Origin of the sequence: Maricaulis sp. (assembly GCF_017642925.1) — a bacterium.
Lineage (GTDB): Bacteria > Pseudomonadota > Alphaproteobacteria > Caulobacterales > Maricaulaceae > Maricaulis.
Map to the genome: position 1 here is coordinate 229,545 of NZ_JAEPOL010000003.1, position 19,903 is coordinate 249,447.

At 65.7% G+C, this 19,903-nt stretch carries 17 protein-coding genes; 5 read left to right on the forward strand and 12 right to left on the reverse strand.

The annotated features are described in order from the left end of the window. Positions 1–31: 31 nt before the first annotated feature. From JJ918_RS04020 to JJ918_RS04075, 12 genes are all read right to left on the reverse strand, one after another. Entirely contained in the window at positions 32–1,195 is a 1,164-nt protein-coding gene (locus tag JJ918_RS04020) for a hypothetical protein (RefSeq protein WP_291883585.1), read from the reverse strand. A gap of 80 nt (positions 1,196–1,275) precedes the next feature. Next, on the reverse strand, positions 1,276–1,944 hold the full coding sequence (locus JJ918_RS04025) for a helix-turn-helix domain-containing protein (RefSeq protein WP_291883588.1): 669 nt from the start codon (positions 1,942–1,944) through the stop codon (positions 1,276–1,278). Further along, entirely contained in the window at positions 1,941–2,780 is an 840-nt protein-coding gene (locus JJ918_RS04030; protein ID WP_291883590.1) for a methyltransferase domain-containing protein, read from the reverse strand. Before JJ918_RS04030 ends, JJ918_RS04025 begins: the two co-directional genes overlap by 4 nt. Positions 2,781–2,964: 184 nt before the next feature. Then, positions 2,965–3,186, reverse strand: coding sequence for a hypothetical protein (locus JJ918_RS04035; RefSeq protein WP_291883592.1), 222 nt, complete (start codon positions 3,184–3,186; stop codon positions 2,965–2,967). Positions 3,187–4,042: 856 nt separating this feature from the next. Next, complete coding sequence (locus JJ918_RS04040) at positions 4,043–6,256, reverse strand: 3-hydroxyacyl-CoA dehydrogenase NAD-binding domain-containing protein (RefSeq protein WP_291883593.1); 2,214 nt, start codon at positions 6,254–6,256, stop codon at positions 4,043–4,045. Beyond that, positions 6,256–6,513, reverse strand: coding sequence for a hypothetical protein (locus tag JJ918_RS04045; protein ID WP_291883596.1), 258 nt, complete (start codon positions 6,511–6,513; stop codon positions 6,256–6,258). Before JJ918_RS04045 ends, JJ918_RS04040 begins: the two co-directional genes overlap by 1 nt. A 4-nt stretch (positions 6,514–6,517) precedes the next feature. Beyond that, positions 6,518–7,723, reverse strand: coding sequence for an acetyl-CoA C-acetyltransferase (locus JJ918_RS04050; protein ID WP_291883599.1), 1,206 nt, complete (start codon positions 7,721–7,723; stop codon positions 6,518–6,520). A gap of 218 nt (positions 7,724–7,941) precedes the next feature. Beyond that, on the reverse strand, positions 7,942–8,550 hold the full coding sequence (locus JJ918_RS04055; RefSeq protein ID WP_291883602.1) for an FMN-binding negative transcriptional regulator: 609 nt from the start codon (positions 8,548–8,550) through the stop codon (positions 7,942–7,944). Between the two features lie 10 nt (positions 8,551–8,560). Next, positions 8,561–8,887 carry a hypothetical protein gene (locus JJ918_RS04060; RefSeq protein ID WP_291883605.1) on the reverse strand — a complete coding sequence of 109 codons (327 nt, stop codon included), beginning with the start codon at positions 8,885–8,887 and terminating at the stop codon, positions 8,561–8,563. Positions 8,888–8,890: 3 nt separating this feature from the next. Beyond that, the gene (locus JJ918_RS04065; protein WP_291883608.1) at positions 8,891–10,057 is read right to left on the reverse strand and encodes an acyl-CoA dehydrogenase family protein; all 1,167 of its coding nucleotides are present in this window, start codon (positions 10,055–10,057) and stop codon (positions 8,891–8,893) included. Between the two features lie 114 nt (positions 10,058–10,171). After that, entirely contained in the window at positions 10,172–11,962 is a 1,791-nt protein-coding gene (locus JJ918_RS04070) for an acyl-CoA dehydrogenase C-terminal domain-containing protein (protein ID WP_291883612.1), read from the reverse strand. A gap of 55 nt (positions 11,963–12,017) precedes the next feature. Further along, positions 12,018–12,500, reverse strand: a complete 483-nt coding sequence (locus JJ918_RS04075) for a MerR family DNA-binding transcriptional regulator (protein ID WP_271186473.1) — start codon at positions 12,498–12,500, stop codon at positions 12,018–12,020. A gap of 121 nt (positions 12,501–12,621) precedes the next feature. Here JJ918_RS04075 and JJ918_RS04080 point away from each other — a divergent pair, with 121 nt between their 5' ends. The 5 genes from JJ918_RS04080 to JJ918_RS04100 all read left to right on the forward strand — a co-directional run bounded on the left by JJ918_RS04080 (position 12,622) and on the right by JJ918_RS04100 (position 19,329). Continuing rightward, positions 12,622–14,229 carry a hypothetical protein gene (locus JJ918_RS04080; RefSeq protein ID WP_291883617.1) on the forward strand — a complete coding sequence of 536 codons (1,608 nt, stop codon included), beginning with the start codon at positions 12,622–12,624 and terminating at the stop codon, positions 14,227–14,229. 212 nt (positions 14,230–14,441) lie between these two features. Continuing rightward, the gene (locus tag JJ918_RS04085) at positions 14,442–16,820 is read left to right on the forward strand and encodes a hypothetical protein (RefSeq protein ID WP_291883621.1); all 2,379 of its coding nucleotides are present in this window, start codon (positions 14,442–14,444) and stop codon (positions 16,818–16,820) included. Continuing rightward, positions 16,745–17,623, forward strand: coding sequence for an SEL1-like repeat protein (locus JJ918_RS04090; protein WP_291883624.1), 879 nt, complete (start codon positions 16,745–16,747; stop codon positions 17,621–17,623). The genes JJ918_RS04085 and JJ918_RS04090 overlap by 76 nt, the downstream gene beginning before the upstream one ends. 7 nt (positions 17,624–17,630) lie before the next feature. Continuing rightward, complete coding sequence (locus JJ918_RS04095; RefSeq protein ID WP_291883627.1) at positions 17,631–18,569, forward strand: sulfite exporter TauE/SafE family protein; 939 nt, start codon at positions 17,631–17,633, stop codon at positions 18,567–18,569. A gap of 1 nt (position 18,570) precedes the next feature. Continuing rightward, positions 18,571–19,329 (forward strand): TIGR02186 family protein, encoded by a 759-nt coding sequence (locus tag JJ918_RS04100; protein WP_291883629.1) that lies wholly within the window; start codon positions 18,571–18,573, stop codon positions 19,327–19,329. Positions 19,330–19,903 lie beyond the last annotated feature (574 nt).

The window sequence follows — 19,903 nt, forward strand, 5'->3', positions numbered from 1 at the left end:
AACTTGATTTCACGCGGGAAAAAGGCGGTTTTCACTCTTCGGGTACGGCAACCTCGTACCAGTGCTGCACGGCGTCCCCGCCAACGATTTCGCCAGCACGCCGCCGCACCTCCTCCGGTGCAAGCAGGCCGCGGTCGAGGGCAGATTTCAACCAGTCCTCATAGCGCCCGCCGCGCTGGTCGAAACCGTCTTCCTTCATGGCGTGATAGAGCGCAGCCGCCAGCATGTGCATGCCGCCATCGGCCCGCCGCCAGCGCGCTGCCGGATCGCGGGCCACGCCCAGCCGTTCGGACACGATCTGGTCGAGCGCCTGGGTGGAGTCCTCGTTCACCACACCCTGGAAACTGTTGTAGCCGAAGGCCGGGTCGTGGTTCTCGACGATGGAGCGCATCCAGGGATCCGCCTCCAGCCCGGCAAGGCGGGCGAACAGGCCTTCATCCTCCAGGTCGAAGGGCGGATGCAGGATTTCGTGCGCCGCATTGCGCAACTGGGTCTGCGGATCGTAGCTGTGGTGCGCCAGGAAGCGCTGACCATAGACGCTGATGCCGTAGGGCTTTGAAAAACACATCAGATCGATCTCGATCTGCGGCGACAGCCCCCGGCCGACAAGACGCTCCTGCTGGGTGATGACGTCATGGGGAACGAGCTGGCGCTGCATCCCGGCAGCGGCCGCCTCGACCTGCGGGCGGCAATGCGCGTCGTACCAGGCGCCATAGCCGAACGCCTTCAGCCCTTCCAGCGCAACCACCATATCGGGCATCAGCGCGAAAATGGCCTCCGCACGCTCGGCATCCCAGCCCGGCGTCTCCTCAAGGTTCGGACGAAGCCGCTCTTGCGGATCACGGGCCGAGGCGACGATCTCGTCGAGCGATCCGGTCGGTCCGGCCGAAAGGATATTCGCCATGACCGGCCCCGTCAGGAGCCCGCGCTCGATGCGCATACCCCGGTCGAGCCGGTCGAGCGCCCCCAGGGTGTCTTCGGACAATTGCGGCCGCACGTCGGCAATGAGTTCGGCATAGATTTCCGACTGCATTTCATCGCCCGACAGAATGCCGACGAGCAGGACGGCATCGAGCGCCGGCGAGGGGCGGACAATCCATTCCGTCCCGGCAGGCTCACGGTCCGGAAGGGGTTGGGCCGATGCGACCGGGATCAGGACAAGAAGGGCGAGAAGCGGCGCCAATCGGAATTTCATGCAGACAACCTCGACACTTGGACAATTCGAGGCGCCACGGAAGCACGGACATTATCGGCCCGTCTTGAACGGAATTGATGTCAGCCGGCGCGCAGACTGCGCGGGGTCAGACCTGTTGCCTGACGCAGGACGCGGGTGAGATGCGGCTGGTCTGAAAAACCGGCCAGCACCGCAGCTTCTGCAATACCGGCCCCCTCACGCAAGGCGCCCAGAGCCGCGCGTATCCGGCCTTCCCGGCGCAGTCTTATCGGCGTGTCGCCATACCAGTGCCGCACAATGCGGCCCGCATGCTCGGTTGTTACGCCGGCGCGGCTGGCGGCACGTGCGGCCGGCTGACCGTCCATGATATCGGCGAGGAAGCCGCCGACCCAGGCAGGCGGCGCGGCCGGAGCCCGGGCGGTGCCCGAGGCCGCTACCGCCTCGACTACACGATCCGGCCGGCTGCGGAGCTCCGTCAACAGGCCGTCATGGCCTGCGATGTCGGTCACGCGATAGCCCAGCCGGTCGGCTGCATCCCGAGGCAGCGGAATGTTGACGACCCGGCCGCCGTCCGCGCCGAAACGGTCGGCGTGGCAATGGAATGCGGGATGCACGACCAGCGTGCCGGGCACGCAACGAAAGCATCCGTCCAGGCTGGTTTCCTCGTACACGCCCTCGACGACAAGAGCGGCATACGCCTCGCGATGCCGATGCGCGCCAAGACTGGCGCCGCTTGCGAAGGTTTCCGCGGGCACTTGCCGTTCGCTCATCCCGTTGCATCCGGCTTGCGCGCGATCACTTCCAGCACCATCGGTGTCGTCATCAGGGAGACGGGGTCCTGCTGGCGGGCTTTCAGGAAGAGGCGGAAAGCCTCGGCATCGTCCGGTGCGAGAAAGCCGAGTTCCACGAGGCGGTCGGGAGCCTGTTCGAGCCAGGCGATGGGCCAGCTCCAGATCCAGTCGCCAGGGCGCGCGGCGTGGATGACCGGTGTCATCGGCCCGAGCTCCCAGCCCTGGTTGGACAGGATGGCCGGCAGGCGGCGCGCGATCTCGGGATCCCCGCCAAAATGCAGCCAGCTCTGGCGCACCGCTTCGATGAAGCGCTCGAAGACGGGTTCGCAGGGTTCGATGCGGAAGCTGCGATAGTCGACATATTCCTGGGCGATGAAAGTGCCGCCGGGTTTCAGTGCCTGGTCGATGCCGGCGATCACACCGGGAACATTGGGCACAAAGGACAGGCACCAGCGCGACCAGACCGCGTCGCAGACCGCCTCGGGCCAGTCGACATCGGCCAGATCGCTCTCGATGGTCTCGATGTTGGAAAGCCCGCGCTGCCGGGCACCGTCACGCAGTGCGGCGAGAAAGGCCGGGGCCTGGTCGACCGCGATGACGCGGCCCTGAGGTCCGACCAGCCGGGCCAGATCGAAAGCGGCATAGCCGGGGCCGGCCCCGACATCCATCACCGTCATGCCCGGCCGCAAACCTGCGCGGCGCCAGCCGGCAAGGGCCGTTTCGCGCCAGATCGCGTGCTGCTGACCCAGCCGGGCAATTTCCACGGCATCGGTGCCGATGATGTAGTCATCATCTTCGAGGCGGGCGTCGGACATCTCGGTCTCCTGCGTCGAGCGCATGAAGACTAGAGCATTTTTTGCGGAAGTGGGGGGACCGGTTCTGCGGTTCGAGATTACGGCCGCTCAAAAAGGCCGGAGCCACTTCATTGCGATGAAGTGGCTCCAGTGCCGGTTCCAGCCTTGCGGCCACCCGAAAAGTGCGCCCCCCGGCGCCCCCGGTTCAGCGAACGGTTTCGCTGTCCTTGATGATCGATTTGAGCATTGGCACGGCGAGGCCGGCTTCCTGGCGCCAGGCCACATAGTCCGCGGTCTCGGACGCGGTCTGGTACCCGTTCCACGCCGCCCAGCCGAGCGCGCCGGTCAATGCGAAGGCAACGGCCCAGATCGCGAATGCGGCGGAGCGCACCCGTGACGGCCAATGATATCCGGTTCTCTGCAACATCGGGTGTAGTCCTGCCCCGCAACGCCCCAAGCGCCTGTTGGAGCGCATAGTGACGCTCCGGCTGGTTAACGCACCGAATATTGTATTAACCCTGTTTTTACGCCTCTTAACGGTCGGGTTTCTCGCGCAAATTCAGCGGGTTGGGCGCAATTTATAGATTATGCAAGCGATGACAGAACTTCGCCCGGAAGGCGAATTCATCCGAAAACGGCTTTTATATCGGGATGTTGAAGCGATCTGTCCGGACCGAAAAACGGGCGCCCCAAAAGCACCAACCGCCCGTCCCCGGCTCGCAAGGAGCAGGGAGGCGGGCGGCCGTGTTGCTTCCGGTTCGGGTTTTGACACCCTGTCCTTCGGCGCACCCCGATCGGCGGACCGGGGCCAGCGAACCCCCGAAAGGGTCGGCTGTAATCGCGGCTTCCTGGTCTGTGCCCTTGCGGGCGCGTCAGTCTCTCCGGTGCGGAAGGGCTTTCAAGCTGGGTGTCCTTGCGGATCCTGGCTTTCGGCCTGGCCTGGGGGAACCCGCCCTTTCGGGCCTGTTCCGGGGCCGCTCGTCCGGTCGCCGGTCCTTGCGGACCGTCTCCCCTGGAGCCTTCTTTTCCGGCGATCCCCGGGCCGGGAGGCCCGCTTCGGTCGCTGTCGATGGATTGAGTAGACCACCGGACCGCCGTCCCGGCAACGCACGAAACACCCCGTTTCGTGGACAAGTCGGCCCAATCAGTGGAAAGGTTTTCGCTTTCTGTGGAAATCCTGGTGAAAACTTCCAACACCCCGAAAACACGCCCCGAATAGCGGCAAAGAAAAGCCGGCGCAACACGCGTTGCACCGGCTTTTGCAGTCTTTATGCAGTCGCGCTTCAGGCGGCTGCGGCTTCCTTCGTGCCGAAGCGGCCGTAGAAGGTCTCGCCCTTCTCGGCCATCTCCTTGAGGAGGGCCGGCGCCTTGAACTGGTCGCCATACCTGGCTTCGAGTTCTTCGGCGCGCTTCACGAAGGCCTTGGCGCCCACCGTGTCGATGAAGGACAGCGTGCCGCCGGTATAGGGCGCAAAGCCCCAGCCCAGGATCGAGCCGACATCGGCCTCACGCGGATCGGCGACGATTTCCTCTTCCATGCAGCGCGCCGCTTCCAGCGCCTGGGTGTAGAGGATGCGATCCTTGACCTCGTCGGCCGTCGGCTGTTCGGCGGCGTACTGGCCACCCGGCGCGAACTGCTCCAGCTCCGGCCAGAGGCGTTTCGGCTGGCCCTTCTCGGACGGGTAGTCGTAGAAGCCCTTGCCGTTCTTGCGGCCCAGACGGTCGTAGTCCTCGACCATCTTGAACAGGATCGGCTCGGTGCCGTTGGGCTGGTACTTGTCGCCCAGATCGGCCTTGGTCTGCTTGATCAGCTTCACACCGAGATCCAGTGCCACCTCGTCCTGCAGGGAGAGCGGACCGACCGGCATGCCGGCCATCCTGGCAGCATTCTCGATCAGGGCCGGCTTGACGCCCTCGCCCAGCATTTTCAGGCCTTCGCCGACATAGCGCATGACGCAGCGATTGGCGTAGAAACCGCGCGTATCGGCCACCACGATCGGCGTCTTCTTGATCTTGGTGACGAAGTCGATCGCACGCGACAGGGCATAATCGCCGGTCTCGCCACCCATGATGATCTCGACCAGATTCATCTTCTCGACCGGCGAGAAGAAGTGAATGCCTATGAAGTTGGCCGGACGGGCCGAGGCCTTGGCCAGATCCGTGATCGGAATGGACGAGGTGTTCGAGCCGAACACGGCCGTCTCGCCGATCTGTTCCTCGGCCATCTTGGTGATCTTGGCCTTGAGTTCGGAATTCTCGAACACGGCCTCGACGACCAGATCCACATCCTTGATCAGGGTGTAGTCGGTGGTCGGCGTGATCAGGGCAGCCAGGGCGTCGGCCTTGTCCTGGGTCAGCTTGCCGCGCGCGACACCTTTCTCGAAATGATCGGTGCAGTGCTTCTTGCCCTTTTCGGCGCCTTCCTGGGTGGCGTCGATCAGCACGATCTCGATACCCGCCTGGGCCGACACCGTGGCGATGCCCGCACCCATGAAGCCGGCACCGATGATGGCGATCTTCTTGATATCCGCCTTGGACTGGCTGGCCGGACGGCGGCCGCCCTTGTCCAGGTCCTGCTTGGACAGGAAGATGGAGCGGATCATGTTGCGGCTTTCCGGGCGCAGCAGGAGCTTGGTGAAATACCGGCTCTCGATGCGGATCGCCTGGTCCATGGAGACCTGGGAGCCTTCATAGACACACGAAAGAATATAGCGCTGGGCGGGATAGTTGCCGTAGGTGTTCTTGCGCAGCATCGGCGACGCCGCACCGAAGACCTGGGCGCCGGCCGGATGGTAGGGGCCACCGCCGGGGAATTTGAACTTGTCGCCATCCCAGGGCTGTTTCGCACCCTTGGGGTCTTCCTTGACGATTTCCTTAGCCTTCGCGACCAGCTCGGACAGCGGCACGACGGCGTCGGCAATGCCCAGGCCCTGGGCCTTGGCAGCATCAAGCTGCTGGCCCTGCAGCAGGACCGGTGCGGCATTCATCACGCCGACGAGACGCGGCAGGCGCTGGGTGCCGCCGCCGCCCGGCAGCACGCCGACCATGGCTTCCGGCAGGCCCAGCTTGGCCTTGGGATTGTCGGACGGCATGACGCGGTAATGGCAGGCCAGCGCAATCTCGAACCCGCCGCCCAGGGCGAGGCCGTTGATCGCCGCAGCAATCGGCTTGCCGCAGGTTTCCAGGGCGCGGAAGGTCTTGTTGAGACGGAAGCACTGTTCGAACAGTTTCTGCTTCATCTCCTCTTCCGGCAGCTTGGCCAGCGCGTCATTCGCCCCGCCCAGCTCGGACAGGTCGGCGCCGGCGCAGAAGGCGTCCTTGCCGGAGGTGATGACGACACCCTTGATGCTGTCGTCCTCGATGATGGTCTTCGTCAGCGCGTCGAAGTCGTCCATGACATCGGCGGAGATGACATTCATCGACTTGCCCGGGCTGTCGAACGTGACCAGGGCAATGCCGTCTTTATCGGTTTCCAGTGTGAAGTTTTTCAGGGACATCAGGATTTCTCCTCGTCGGACGCATCGCCGTCGCTGGCGGCGTCCCGCTTGTTCTTCAATTCCTTTGCCTTGGCAGCGCCGAAGGCGAGAGAGAGTGACATGCCGAAGGCGACACCGAGAGAAATCCCGATCGCGAGGCTTTCCAGCGCCACACCCAAGGATACACCCAGGGCCAGGCCGATCGGCAGGCCGAGGGGCAGACCCAGAGCGAGGGCGTTGTCCTCGGATTGAGGGGTTTCGTCTTTGTCGCCGCTCATCGGCCTACACCCGCTCGATGATCGTCGCGGTGCCCATGCCGCCGCCGACGCAGAGCGTGGTCAGCGCGGTGGACTTGCCGGAGCGTTCCAGCTCGTCGAGCACGGTGCCCAGGATCATCGCGCCGGTGGCCCCCAGCGGGTGACCCATGGCGATGGCGCCGCCATTGACGTTCATGATGTCATGGTCGATCTCGTAGGCCTGCATCAGGCGCAGCACGACGGCGGCAAAGGCCTCGTTGAGCTCCCACAGGTCGATGTCCGACGCATTCATGCCGGCTTTCTTGAGCACTTTCTCGGTCACCGGGACCGGGCCGGTCAGCATGATGGTCGGTTCCGAACCGATCGAGGCCATGGCCCGGATGCGGGCGCGCGGCTTGAGGCCCGCCTTCTCGCCGGCTTCCTTCGAGCCGACCAGCACCATGCCGGAGCCGTCAACGATACCGGAGGAATTGCCGCCCGTGTGGACCCAGTTGAGGTATTCCACTTCCGGATAACGCTGGGTGGCAACAGCCTCGAAGCCGACGAAATCGGACAGATCCTTGAAGGCAGACTTCAGCGAGCCCAGGCCCTGCATGTCGGTGTCCGGACGCATATGCTCGTCATGGTCGAGAATGGTGACGCCGAGCTGGTCCTTCACCGGCACGACCGATTTGGCGAACCGCTTCTCGGCCCAGGCGCGGGCCGCGCGCTTCTGGCTTTCCACGGCATAGGCATCGACATCGTCGCGGGAGAAGCCGTACTTGGTGGCAATCAGGTCGGCCGAGACGCCCTGCGGCACGATATAGTGGTCGAAGGAAATCTCCGGATCGGAGCCCATCGCGCCGCCATCCGAGCCCATCGGCACGCGCGACATGGCTTCCACACCGCCGCCGATGGCGAAATCGGCCTCGCCGGACATCACCTTGGCGGCCGCGACATTCACCGCTTCCAGGCCCGAGGCGCAGAACCGGTTGATCTGGTAGCCGGCGGTCGTCTCGGCGTAGTTGGCATTGATCACGGCCGAGCGCGAGATGTTCGCACCCTGCTCGCCCACCGGCGAGACAACGCCCATGATCACATCGTCGACCAGGGAGGTGTCGAGATTATTGCGGTCACGGATCGCCTCGAGCTGCTGGGTGGCCAGCTGCAGCGCGGTGATCTCGTTGAGCGCTCCGTTTTTCTTCTTGCCCCGCGGGGTTCGCGTGGCGTCGTAGATATAGGCTTCGGTCATCTTGGCTTCCTTTCCCTTTGCGGGCTGGTTTCCTTTATCGACTCTGGACGCATTTCCGTCCTCCTCCTCGATGGGGGAGGGGGACCACGGCGCAGCCGTGGTGGAGGGGGTGGGGGCGAGGTATTTGCTTGTTCTTCGTCACCGGGTTTCACCCCTTCCGACCCGGCGCTACGCGCCGGCCCACCTTCCCCATCAAGGGGAAGGATGAATTCCATTCGCTACTCATCCTCATCGTCCTCCTGGTCTTCGACCATGTGGAAGGCGACGGCGTGTTCGCCGCGTTCGTTGAGGGCGTGCGCCAGGCGCAGGCGCTCCTCGACGGGCTTGTTCTGGGAGAGCTTGGCCTTGCCCTCCAGGCGGTTGATCTCGAACTCGAAGGCCTGGATCCCGGCCTCGAGGCGGGCCCGGCGCTTGGGATCGATATCGGTGATCCGCCATTCGGCTTCAAAGTCGGCGATCTGCGACGAAAGCGCCCGCTCGGCCTCTTCGCCTTCCAGCGGCACCAGCGTACCGAAAGCGTGGACGGCGACATAATTCCAGGTCGGCACATTAACCGACGGGTTGGCGTACCAGGTGGGCGAGACATAGGCGTGCGGGCCGGAGAAGACGGCGATCGCCTCCTTGCCCTGGCGGATCGCCTCGGCCATCGGATTGGCCGCCGCGACATGGCCGATCAGCACCTGGCGCTCATCGGCCAGCTTCAGCGGGATATGCGTCGCCGCCAGGTCCGGCATGCCCGGCACCAGCACCAGCGCAAAGTCATAGGTGCGCATCACCGAGCGCATCTCGGACTCATCGGTCATGCGGAAGGCGGGCGGGATGTACATCTAGGGGGCCTCAGTAAAGCGACACATTGCGATGCTCCTGCACTGAGTGCATCAGATCAAACATCTGCCCGGCCACTCGCGAAAGCGTTTCGCGGCGGCGGCGACGAACGGACGCGTGCGCTGTCCCCTCTCCTCTTACTTCCGGCTCCCGAGAGCTAAAAAACTCTCTGATCCGCTCTAGCTGCGCTCGTGTGTTGTCGTCGGGCAGATCGTCATCAAGCAATGTACCAATGTGATATATGTATGCATTCACGAGCCGCTCACCCATTGGCTTCGCGCTGGTGGCGAGCAGCCTTACGGCTTCAGTGGTGTGTTGAGCGGCTCGGGTGTACAGCATTCCCTACAGCGTCCTCGCAATGAGCAGTTTCATGATCTCGTTGGTGCCGCCATAGATGCGCTGGACGCGGCTGTCGCGCCACATGCGGGCGATAGGGTATTCATTCATGTAGCCATAGCCGCCGTGCAGCTGCACGCATTCGTCGATCACCTCGTTCTGGGCATCCGAGACCCAGTATTTGGCCATCGAGGCGGTGGCGGCATCCAGCTCGCCCTTCATCAGGCGTTCCGAACAGTGATGGACGAAGACTTCGGCGAGGGTCGCTTTGGTCTTGCATTCGGCGAGCTTGAACTGGGTGTTCTGGAATTTCAGGACCGGCCGGCCGAAAGCCTCGCGTTCCTTGACGTAATTGATCGTCTCATGGAGCGCGCGCTTCATGGCGCCGACGCCCTGCACCGCGATCTGCAGGCGTTCCTGGGGCAATTGCTGCATCAGCTGGATGAAGCCCTGGCCTTCTTCCAGACCCAGCAGGGCGTCCGCCGGCACCCACATGTCCTCGAAGAAGAGCTCGGCCGTGTCCTGGGCCTTCATGCCGACCTTGTCCAAGAGGCGGCCGCGCTTGAAACCCTCGACCTTGTCGGTCTCGACCATGAAGAGCGAGACACCGTCGAACCCCTTGGTCGGGTCGGTCTTGGCGACAACGATCACGAAATTCGCCGAGCCGCCATTGGTGATGAAGGTCTTGGAACCGTTGATGCGGTAGCCATTGCCATCCTTGACGGCGGTCGTCTTGACGTTCTGCAGGTCCGAGCCGGTGCCCGGCTCGCTCATCGCGATGGCGCCGATCAGCTCGCCGGAGACCATGCGCGGCAGGATGGATGTCTTCTGCTCGTGCGAGCCGTAGTGGATGACGTAGGGCGCAATGATGGAATTGTGCAGACCGACGCCCCAGCCCGACGCGCCGACTTCGGCTCCGGCGGTGTGGAAGACGTATTCATGGCCCCAGTCGCCGCCGGCCCCGCCGTATTCCTCGGGCACGGACGGGCACAGGATCCCGGCCTCGCCGGCCTTGGTCCAGATCGCGCGATCGACCATGCCGGCCTTCTCCCAGGCCTCGGCATTGGGCACGCATTCGCGCGCCATGAAGCCGCGTACGGCATCCTCGAAGATGCGCACATCCTCGCGTTCGAGAAAATCCGGCCGCGGTACGTTGAGCGGGTCCTGAAACATCAACCATCCTCCCCAGGGGTCGTTCTTGTCCTTGTTGTATGCCGGCGCCGTGTATCGGTGGCGCGACAGGCGGGCCGCTTCTTCATGAACGGTCCCGCCCGGTCAGCCGTTTGCCTAGAAGGCCTCTTCTTCCAGCGCCATCATCGTGTCGGCGCCGGCTTCGACCTTGGCCAGATGCATTGCCGCTTCCGGGACCCAGCGGTCGAGGAAATAGCGGCCGGTCTTCAGCTTGGCGGCATAGATCGGATCGGTGTCGCCCGCCGCGATCTTCGCCGAAGCCGTCTTGGCCATGCGGGCCCACATATAGGCCAGGCAGGTCAGGCCGAAGAGGTTGAGATAGTCGTGGCTGCCTGCACCGGCATGATCGAAATTGTTCAGCGCATTGTTCATCAGCCAGTCGGTGGCCTGCTTCAGCTTGCCCTTGCAGCCGGCAACGGCATCGACAAAGGCCTGCGTCTCGTCATTGCCGCCTTCGGCGACAAAGGCGTCGATCTCGGCAAAGAAGGAGGTGATCGGGCGCATGCCGTTCATCGCCAGCTTGCGGCCCACAAGATCGAGCGCCTGGATACCGTTCGTGCCCTCATAGATCATGGTGATGCGGGCATCGCGCAGAAGCTGGGACGCGCCCCACTCCTCGGTGAAGCCGGAGCCGCCATGCACCTGCAGGCCGTTGGAGACCATGTCATAGCCCTTGCCGGTGAGGTAGGACTTCACGATCGGGGTCAGCAGCGCCATGTAGTCGCCGGCCTTCTCGCGCACGGCCGGATCGTCGGACTTCTCTTCCAGATCGCCCTGCAGCGCGGTCCACAGCGCGAAACAGCGCGCGCCTTCCACAAAGCATTTCTGGTCCATCAGCATGCGGCGCACATCCGGGTGCACAATGATCGGATCGGCCGGACCGTCCTGGTTCTTCGGACCGGTCAGCGAACGGCCCTGCAGGCGGTCCTTCGCGAAGGCGAGGGATTGCTGATAGGCGGCCTCGGCAATGGCATAGCCTTGCAGGCCGACACCGAGGCGGGCTTCGTTCATCATGATAAACATGACTTTGAGGCCCTTGTTCTCCTCGCCCACGAGCCAGCCGGTCGCCTCGTCATAGTCCATGACGCAGGTGGCGTTGCCGTGAATGCCCATCTTCTCTTCCAGGCCGCCGCACTTCAGCGTGTTGCGTGTCCCGGGATCGCCGTTTTCGTCGGGAATGAATTTCGGCACGACGAAGAGCGAGATGCCCTTCACGCCATCCGGCGCGCCCTCGATACGGGCCAGGACGAGATGGACGATATTCTCGGCCATGTCGTGCTCGCCGGAGGAGATCCAGATCTTCTGGCCGGTGATCTTGTAGGACCCGTCGGCCTGCGGCACGGCCTTGGTGCGCAGGAGGCCCAGATCGGTACCGCAATGCGGCTCGGTCAGGTTCATCGTCCCGCCCCACTGGCAGGAGATCATCTTGGGCAGATAGAGCTGTTTCTGCTCGTCCGTACCGGCAGCCGCCAGCGCGGCGGCCGCGCCCAGCGTCAGGCCCGGATACATGCCGAAGGCCATATTGGCCGACGACACCATCTCGTTGACGGCCAGGTTCAGCACATGCGGCAGGCCCTGCCCGCCATATTCCGGATCGGACGACAGGGCCGTCCAGCCGCCTTCGGCCATCTGCTTGAACGCATCCTTGAAGCCGGTCGGCGTTTTCACATTGCCGTCCGCATCGCGCGTACAGCCTTCCACATCGCCGACCTTGTTCAGCGGCGCCAGCACGCCCTCGGTGAACTTGGCACCCTCCTCGAGGATGGCATCGACGGTGTCGGTGTCGGCATCGGCAAAGCCGGGCAGGCTGGAATACTGGGCGATATCGAGCACGTCGTGCAGGACGAAACGCTGGTCGCGGACCGGGGCGCGGTAGGAGGCAGTCATGGGTAAAGTCTCCGAAGGGGCGTTGTGTGGTTCTCGGAACGGGGTGTTGTTCGGGTCAGCCGGCGCTCACCCCCGACCAGGGGTCGAGGCGCGCCTGGGCCAGTGCCTCGAAGGCACGGGCACGGCGGCGGACATCGTCCGGCGGCGTACGGTCTTCCAGGCGCTCGCGCATCCAGTCGAGGCCGGCCTGAAGCTCGGCAATGGCGCGCTCGACATCCTCGCGCTGGCGCTTGAGCACTTCGATACGGCCGACAAAGCGGTCGATCGCCGGCTCCAGGCGCTCGCGGCCGCCGCGGTCGATCGCCTCGAGATCTAGGATTTCCTTGATCTCGTCGAGGGCGAAGCCGACGCGCTTGCCGCGCAGGATGAGTTCGACCCGGGCCCGGTCGGCGGCGGAATAGATCCGCGCCGCGCCACGGCGATCCGGATTGATCATCCCTTTCTGTTCGTAAAAGCGCAGGGTGCGCGGGGTCACGCCGAACTCGTGGGCGAGCTCGCGGATGGTGAATTCGGAATCGGGAGCGACCGGTTTGACCATGGAGTGAATGGTGTTCACAAACTTACGCGAACGTCAACGTCAAATCTGTGACATCGGGCAATTCTGTGGCAGACCCGCCTTTGCCCTTCCATCGCGGCGCCACTCGCGGCAGAGTCGCGCCATGCCGATCCTTGACCGTTCTTTCGCGTATGCCCTCGGGGCCCTGTCCACCCTGCTCGCCGCCGCCCCGTCCGGGCTGGCGCAACAGGCCGATGCCCCCCAGCCCGAACCGGGCTTTTCCATTCTCGATCCGGATGCGGAGCGGGACGAGGCAACGCCTCCCGCCACGAACGAAGCCTCGGCAGCCGTGCAGGCCGCCATCGCGGGCCCCTGGCTTGATCGCGAACACTACCTCCAGGCCCGCGGCAATCGCAGCGACGCCGTCATCCGCACCCGCTGGCGGGTCGAGACTGTCTCCGTCGAAGGCGAGCGTATCGGCACGGAACAGCGCGAGATCGTCATCGGCGACGGCTATGCCACGGAGCCGGGATCGAGCGAGGACCGCACCATCCAGGACTTCGCGACCGGTCGCACACTCACCCGGATCCAGTCCCTGGACGGCCCGGTCATGCGCAACACGCCGATCGTGGCCCACGTCCATCGCCAGATGAATACATTCGCCTTCTACACCCAGGGCGGCGAGCTGTCCGAGGTGACCGGTCCCGGCGGCATCCAGTTCGAACGCTTCTGGATCGAGGCCGCCATGGGGGTGCGCCTGTCCAGCGTCGACCTGCTGGTCGAGATCGATGACGAGGGCCATACCGGCGTGCGGCGCTCGACGCTGGGCAGCGAGATTTTCGGCTTCGACACCGACAATACCGGCACGCGCGAACAAGCCGAACTGTTCCGCGCCTGGATGCGCCACGCCCTGGCGATCCACCCCGACGCCCTGTCTGAGCTCGACCCGGAATTCGGCATTCCCGAGCGTTTCAGCTTTGTCGTGTTCAGCCCCTCCAGCCCGGCGGGCCGGCGCGAGACCTGGACCCGGCTCAATGCCAGCACGGGCGAAGCCGCCTTCCCCTGGCCCGAGAACGTCCCGCCGGCCCCGGCGGAAGGTTATGAGGTCGCCAATCCGGCGACGACGCGCCTGCTCGCAGCGGGGCTTGAAGCCATGCGCGCGCCGGCTGCAGCCCGGCCGACCGATTCCACCTTCATTGCCGCGTCGCAGGCCGCCCAGCGGCGCGCCGACATGGCCGGCGCCTATCTCGCGCTCTACCAGTCCGGCCATCATTCCGGCCCCTGCCAGCCCCGCTCCGCCCGGCCGTTGTGCAACCGTTTCAGCCAGATCACGGCCGCCGGCATCGGCAATGCCGAGTTCGAGACCCTGTCCTCGGCGATGGCGGCAATGAGCGACAACCCGGCCGCCGCGCTGGACACTTTCCGCACTCATCTGCACCGCGATGCCTTTGCCGGTGCAGCCGCCCATGCACTCGCCGCCCAGACCGTTGCCGCCCTGCGCACGACGGATGGTGAAGCCGCAACCGACCTCGATCCGCTCGCCCTGTTTGCCGACAGCGCAGAAGACGATCCCCATGCCCCGCTGACCTATTGGCATGCCGGCCGGTATGCCGCCGGGGCCGGGGATGTCGAGTCGGCCTGGCTGCTGTTCGACCTTGCCCGCGCCCTGCCGGCCGACGGACCGCTTCCCATCACCCAGGAAGCCACGGCAATGCAGGAACAATTGCGGACACTTGCGCCCGGTTTCTTCGGTCCCGCCCAACAGCGTTAATACGGTAATCCACACATTTTACGGCGCGTTAACCGAGTCAGAGCCTTGTGTTGACTCATGAAATTGGCTTGTGGGTCAACGCCTGCGATTCGGTGTGAAAACACTACATCTTGGGTCCCGGGCTTCGGTTTACACAATATTAACCGCAGAATAGCGTGGAGCGGTTAGGTTTGAGCGAGCGATTCGGAATGTCGTCCAGTGGTCCTTGGAGCGTGAAAGGGATCGATCCCCGCGCCCGGGCGCGCGCCAAAACCGCGGCGCGGCGCGAGGGTCTGACGCTGGGCGAATGGATCAACCGTGTCATCCTCGACGGTTCCGACCCGTCCAACCCGCAATGGGACGATGCGCTGGAAGCCTATCCGGGCTTCGGCGGCGGCTCTGCCCTGAGCGAGGAGGACGACCGTCTGCTGCGCGCCATGGTGAACCGTCTCACCGAGCGCGTGGAATCCTCCGAGAAACTCTCCGCCCGCACCCTGTCCGGCATCGACAAGGCGATCACCCAGCTGGCGGACAAGATCAGCAAGAATGGCGAGCGCTACAGCGCCGAGCTGGCCGCGGCCCAGGAAAGTCTCGAACGCGTCCGCAAGGGCCAGGACGAGCTGGGCGATCGCGTCCGCTCTCTGGAAACCACGCCGCCGGGCTCCGGTTCCACCGAGGATGTGCGCGCGGTCGAGACCACGATCATGAAGCTGGCGCGCCGGCTCTATGAACATGAAAACGACACCGCCGCGCGGTTGCACGCCGTCGACGAGGACACGCGCTCGGTCTCCGAAACGCTGGAAGCGCGCCTCGCCCGGCTGGAAGCGCGCGCCGAGGACACGGTCGACCGCAATCGCAAGCGGGACGATGAGACCGCCCGCACGATTAGCGGCCTGCGCACGGCCACCGAGACCCTGAAGGCCCGCGTCGAGGGGGCCGAACGCATCACCAATGACGCCGCGCGTGCCCTGGAGAGCTCGGTCGCCCGTCTCGACGATCGCATGCGGAATCTTGAGACCCGCAATTCCGGCGACACGGTTGAACTGGAACGCCGTTTCGAACGCCTGTCCGACGATGTCGCGCGGATCATCGCCGAAACCCGCAGCCAGGTCGCCCAGGCCGTGTCCGGTGCCGCCTCCGAGCCGCGCATCGACCGTCTCGAGGATGCCCTCACCCGGGCGATGACCCGGATGGACGAGGCCGAGCGCCGCCAGGGCGACAACATGTCCCGGCTGGGTCGCGAGATCACCAAGCTGGCCGGCGCCATCGACCGCCGCCTCAGCGAGAGCGAACGCCGCTCGGCCGAAGCGCTGCGCGAGAGCCAGTCCGAGAGCAAGCTGGACCGCCGCCTCGATGCGGTGCGCCAGGAAAGCCGCGACGCCATCAAGCAGATGGGCGAGGACGTCACCCGCCTGGGCCGCTCGCTTGCCGACCGGATCGAACAGTCCGAACGCCGCTCCAATGCCGTCGTCGAGACCGCGACCGACCGCATGGCGGAGATGATCGAGAAATTCGACACCCACCGCACCGCCCGCGAGGAAGATCTCGAGGACCGCCTGCGCCAGTCCGAAGAGCGCACCGCCAAGCGGATCGAGGATGCGCTGGGCAGCGTCCAGGAACGCATGGCATCGGTACGCTCGGAGACCGAGGAGGCCCTTTCCCCGGTCCAGCGCGCGATGTCGGCACTGGCCGACCGCCTCGAGGCGATCGAGGGCCGTCAGGCGCCGAAGTCCGCTCCCGACGATACGCCCGCCGACAGCGCTGACGAGGCAGAAGAGGACTTCGATTTTGACACACCGCTCGGCCCGCCGCCGCAGGCGGAAACGCCCGCCGGCGACTTCGACGATGGCGAAAACGATCCTTTCCTGGCCGAGATGAATGCCCAGCCGGCACCGCGCCCGCAGCGGCCGGCCGAGCCTCAGCCGCAACCGGAACGCCCGCGCCGCCGCCGCGCCCGTACCGAAGCTGCACCGGCGGAAGCCGTGCTTGCCCAACCGGCCCCGGTCCAGCCGCAACAGCCGCCGGCGCGCCGTCCGCGCCCGTCCGGACGTCTCGGCGCCACGGCCGATGCCGACTTCCTCGCCGCCGCCCGCGAACGCACCCGCTCGACCGCCTATCACCCGGGCACCGACACGCCGCAGCGCCAGTCCCGCGTGGGCCGCCTGGCGCTCTATGCCCTGCCCGTGATCGCCCTGGTCATGCTCACCGGCGCCGGTGTGATCCTGGTCTGGGAAGCGATGCAGGGTGACAGCGAACGCGAGACCGCAATGCCGCGGTCGAGCGCGACTTCATCGCCCAGGTCGAAGCCGGTTTTTCCAGCGAGGCCGGTGCCACCACGCCGGCATCGGGGCCGGAGCAGGTTGGCGCCCCGCCCGCGGAAACACAGGCCGCCGGAACGCAGATCGCCAACGCGTCCGACGTCCCCGCGCCGCCGGCCGACGAGCCTGTTGCCGGCGCGCCTCCCGCCCGGGAGCCCGCCACACGTGAACCGGCCACCCCGCCGTCGAACACCGTTGCCGATGCCTCCGGCACCGTCATGCCCGCCAGCGAACCGGTCAGCGCGCCGGAGCCGGCTGCCATCCCCGCCGCGGGCAGCGCCACTGGCCGCATGACGCTGGAAAGTGCCGCCTCGGAAGGCCATCCGGTTGCCCGCTACCAGCTGGGCCTGCAGGCGCTGGAGAGCGGCGACGCCGAAACCGCCGCCATCCTGCTGCGGCGCGCCGCCGAACAGGGCGTGCCGGCGGCGCAGTATCGCTATGCCAAACTGCTGGAAACCGGCGAAGGCGTCGAACAGGATCTGGAAGACGCCCGCCGCTGGACCGAACGCGCCGCCAATGCCGGCCATCGCCGCGCCATGCACAATCTGGGTGTGATGTACTACTATGGCACCGGCGTTGCGGAGAATATCGAGACCGCGGCGCGCTGGTTCCAGGAGGCCGCCTTGCTTGGGCTGCGGGATTCCCAGTTCAATCTTGCCCTGCTCTACGAGTCCGGCGACGGCGTGCCGCTGAGCCTGCCGGATGCCTATGCCTGGTTCACCATCGCCTCGATGACGGGCAGCGATCCGACCGCCGGCGAGCGCGCCCGCGCCGTGTCCGAACAGCTCGATCCGGCGGCCCTGGCCGAAGCCCAGGCGACGGCGGACGGCTTCACCCCGCGTCCGCTCGATGCCGAGGCCAACGGGCTCTATAACAACCTCCCCTGGGACCGCACGGTGACCACGGACGCCGCCCAGGTCCGCCGCGCCCAGGGCTTCCTCTCGGTGCTCGGCTATGCGCCGGGTCCGATCGATGGCGAGATGGGCGGCCGCACCCGCGACGCCATCATGGCGTTCGAAGCCGATCAAGGCCTGCCCCGCACCGGACGTGTCGACGCCGTTCTCATCGAACGGCTCGAGCGTGCGGCGGCGGGCTAGTCCGGCGGTGCAGATCTACCTCCCGATCGCGGAAATTTCGGTCAACGTCTTCGTGCTGCTCGGTCTCGGGGCCGGGGTCGGTTTCCTGTCGGGCATGTTCGGCGTGGGCGGCGGTTTCCTGATGACGCCGCTGCTCTTCTTCATCGGCATCCCGCCGGCTGTTGCCGTGTCGACCCAGGCCAACCAGATCTGTGCCTCCTCCGCCTCCGGCGCCCTGGCCCACTGGAAGCGCAAGACGCTCGACCTCAAGATGGGCCTCCTCCTGCTGGCCGGCGGCTCCGCCGGCTCGATCCTCGGCGTCCAGCTGTTCGCCTATCTGCGCAGCCTGGGCCAGATCGACCTCTTCATCTCGCTCTCCTATGTCGGCTTCCTGGGGATTATCGGCGGGCTGATGTTCCTGGAGAGCGTCCGCGCCATCCTGCGCCGCAATGCCGGCGGGGCCCGCCGCGCCGGTGCCGGTGGCGGCCGCCGGCGCCGCACCTGGATCGACCGCCTGCCCTTCAAGATGCGCTTCCCGACATCGGGCCTCTACATCTCGGTCATCCCGCCCGTCGCGATCGGCTTCCTGGTCGGCACGCTGGCCGCCATCATGGGCGTGGGCGGCGGTTTCGTGATGGTGCCGGCGATGATCTACATCCTGCGCATGCCGACCAATGTCGTCGTGGGCACCTCGCTGTTCCAGATCCTGTTCGTTACCGCCCTGACCACCGTGCTGCAGGCCGGCCAGAACCAGACGGTCGATATCGTGCTGGCCATGCTGCTCACCGTCGGCGGCGTGATCGGCGCCCAGTTCGGCGCCCGCGCCGGGCGGCACATGAAGGCCGAGGAATTGCGGGCCCTGCTGGCCTTCATGGTCATCGCCGTCTGCCTGAAGCTGGGCTGGGACCTTGTGGTCACGCCGGCCGACCTGTTCGAGGTCATGCAGCACGGGCGCGGGGGGCTGTGAGATGATCGGCGCCCTCCTTGTCTCGCTTGCCCTGCAGGGCCAGCCCACCCTGTTGACCAGCGAACCGCCCAGCATCGTGGCGGCGCTGACCCACGAGACCGTCGAGATCCGCGAGGACTTCTCCGGCCAGGAGCTCGTGCTCTACGGCGCCACGCGCGGCATGACGATCCAGGACGAGATCGTCGTCGTGCTGCGCGGCCCGGCGCGTGATCTGCGGGTGATGGAGAAGCAGCGCAATTTCGGCATCTGGGTCAATTCCGCACCGCTCGAATTCGAGAACATCCCCAGCTATTACGCCATCGCGACCTCACTGCCGCTGGAGGAGATCGCGACGCCGGAAAGCCTGGCCGGATCGGGCATCGGCCTGCCCGCCACCCTCGCCATCCGCGCCGCACCGACCGCCGCGCAGACCGAACGCGACATCCGCCCCTATCTCGACGCGATCGGCCGCGCCGGCAGCCGCAACGATCTCTATGCCGAAGCCCAGCGCGGCGTGGAAATCCTCGATGGCGGCCTGTTCCGCGCCACCATTTCCCTGCCGCCCCTGACCCCGGTCGGCAACTACGTCGCCGAGGTCTATCTCTTCCGCGACGGCCGCGCCGTGGCCAGCCGCTCGGCCAGCCTGCGCGTGGAAAAGGCCGGCCTGGAACGTTTCGTCTACGAATTCGCCCATGACTGGCCCTGGCTCTACGGCCTGTTCTGCGTCGTCCTCGCCGTCCTCGCCGGCTATGCCGGCTATCTCGCCTTCAACCGCCGCTAGGCGGGATTGGCGTCGCTCTGTCTATCTCCCCCACTCTGCTCCACTTCCCCCGGCCTTGTGCCGGGGCCCGGTTTAGTCTGCATCTGAAACGCCGCCAGGCCCCGGAATAAATCCGGGGGAAGCGGAAGTGCGCATTTCAACCGCTCCCATTTTTCCCGGACGAAAGCCTGCGCAGGCAGGCTGCAGATCCGGGATCTACCGACCGGCGTGAAGCGTGAGCCGCGTCCAGTCGGTCCCGGACAGCGCTGCGCGCTTCCGGGAAAAATCGTGTGTGTTTGGAGAAGAGGAAACACGAAATCCTCCACGGCGCTGGGCGCCTAGAGCGATGAGAGGGGTGCGGGATGCACGGCGGACATCGTGTCCGGATTTGAAGGTTTGGTGGTGATGCCCGAGGCATCCCGCACGCGGAGATTTACCCGGGTCCCTTGCGGGCCCGTCTCGAAACCTGCAGGCACGCTCCGGTCGAGCTTTTTGCCGGTGTCCCCGCAGATGGCCACGCCGGAGCCTGATGCTGTCACCCACCAGGCGCGGACGAGCTCCGCACGCTCCCGGGCACAAGGGACTGAGCTCATGC

Excerpts from the sequence above, each read along its gene's own strand:
- JJ918_RS04020 (WP_291883585.1), bottom strand. The coding sequence starts at position 1,195 with ATGAAATTCCGATTGGCGCCGCTTCTCGCCCTTCTTGTCCTGATCCCG.
- JJ918_RS04025 (WP_291883588.1), bottom strand. The coding sequence starts at position 1,944 with ATGAGCGAACGGCAAGTGCCCGCGGAAACCTTCGCAAGCGGCGCCAGT.
- JJ918_RS04030 (WP_291883590.1), bottom strand. The coding sequence starts at position 2,780 with ATGTCCGACGCCCGCCTCGAAGATGATGACTACATCATCGGCACCGAT.
- JJ918_RS04035 (WP_291883592.1), bottom strand. The coding sequence starts at position 3,186 with ATGTTGCAGAGAACCGGATATCATTGGCCGTCACGGGTGCGCTCCGCC.
- JJ918_RS04040 (WP_291883593.1), bottom strand. The coding sequence starts at position 6,256 with ATGTCCCTGAAAAACTTCACACTGGAAACCGATAAAGACGGCATTGCC.
- JJ918_RS04045 (WP_291883596.1), bottom strand. The coding sequence starts at position 6,513 with ATGAGCGGCGACAAAGACGAAACCCCTCAATCCGAGGACAACGCCCTC.
- JJ918_RS04050 (WP_291883599.1), bottom strand. The coding sequence starts at position 7,723 with ATGACCGAAGCCTATATCTACGACGCCACGCGAACCCCGCGGGGCAAG.
- JJ918_RS04055 (WP_291883602.1), bottom strand. The coding sequence starts at position 8,550 with ATGTACATCCCGCCCGCCTTCCGCATGACCGATGAGTCCGAGATGCGC.
- JJ918_RS04060 (WP_291883605.1), bottom strand. The coding sequence starts at position 8,887 with ATGCTGTACACCCGAGCCGCTCAACACACCACTGAAGCCGTAAGGCTG.
- JJ918_RS04065 (WP_291883608.1), bottom strand. The coding sequence starts at position 10,057 with ATGTTTCAGGACCCGCTCAACGTACCGCGGCCGGATTTTCTCGAACGC.
- JJ918_RS04070 (WP_291883612.1), bottom strand. The coding sequence starts at position 11,962 with ATGACTGCCTCCTACCGCGCCCCGGTCCGCGACCAGCGTTTCGTCCTG.
- JJ918_RS04075 (WP_271186473.1), bottom strand. The coding sequence starts at position 12,500 with ATGGTCAAACCGGTCGCTCCCGATTCCGAATTCACCATCCGCGAGCTC.
- JJ918_RS04080 (WP_291883617.1), top strand. The coding sequence starts at position 12,622 with ATGCCGATCCTTGACCGTTCTTTCGCGTATGCCCTCGGGGCCCTGTCC.
- JJ918_RS04090 (WP_291883624.1), top strand. The coding sequence starts at position 16,745 with ATGCCCGCCAGCGAACCGGTCAGCGCGCCGGAGCCGGCTGCCATCCCC.
- JJ918_RS04100 (WP_291883629.1), top strand. The coding sequence starts at position 18,571 with ATGATCGGCGCCCTCCTTGTCTCGCTTGCCCTGCAGGGCCAGCCCACC.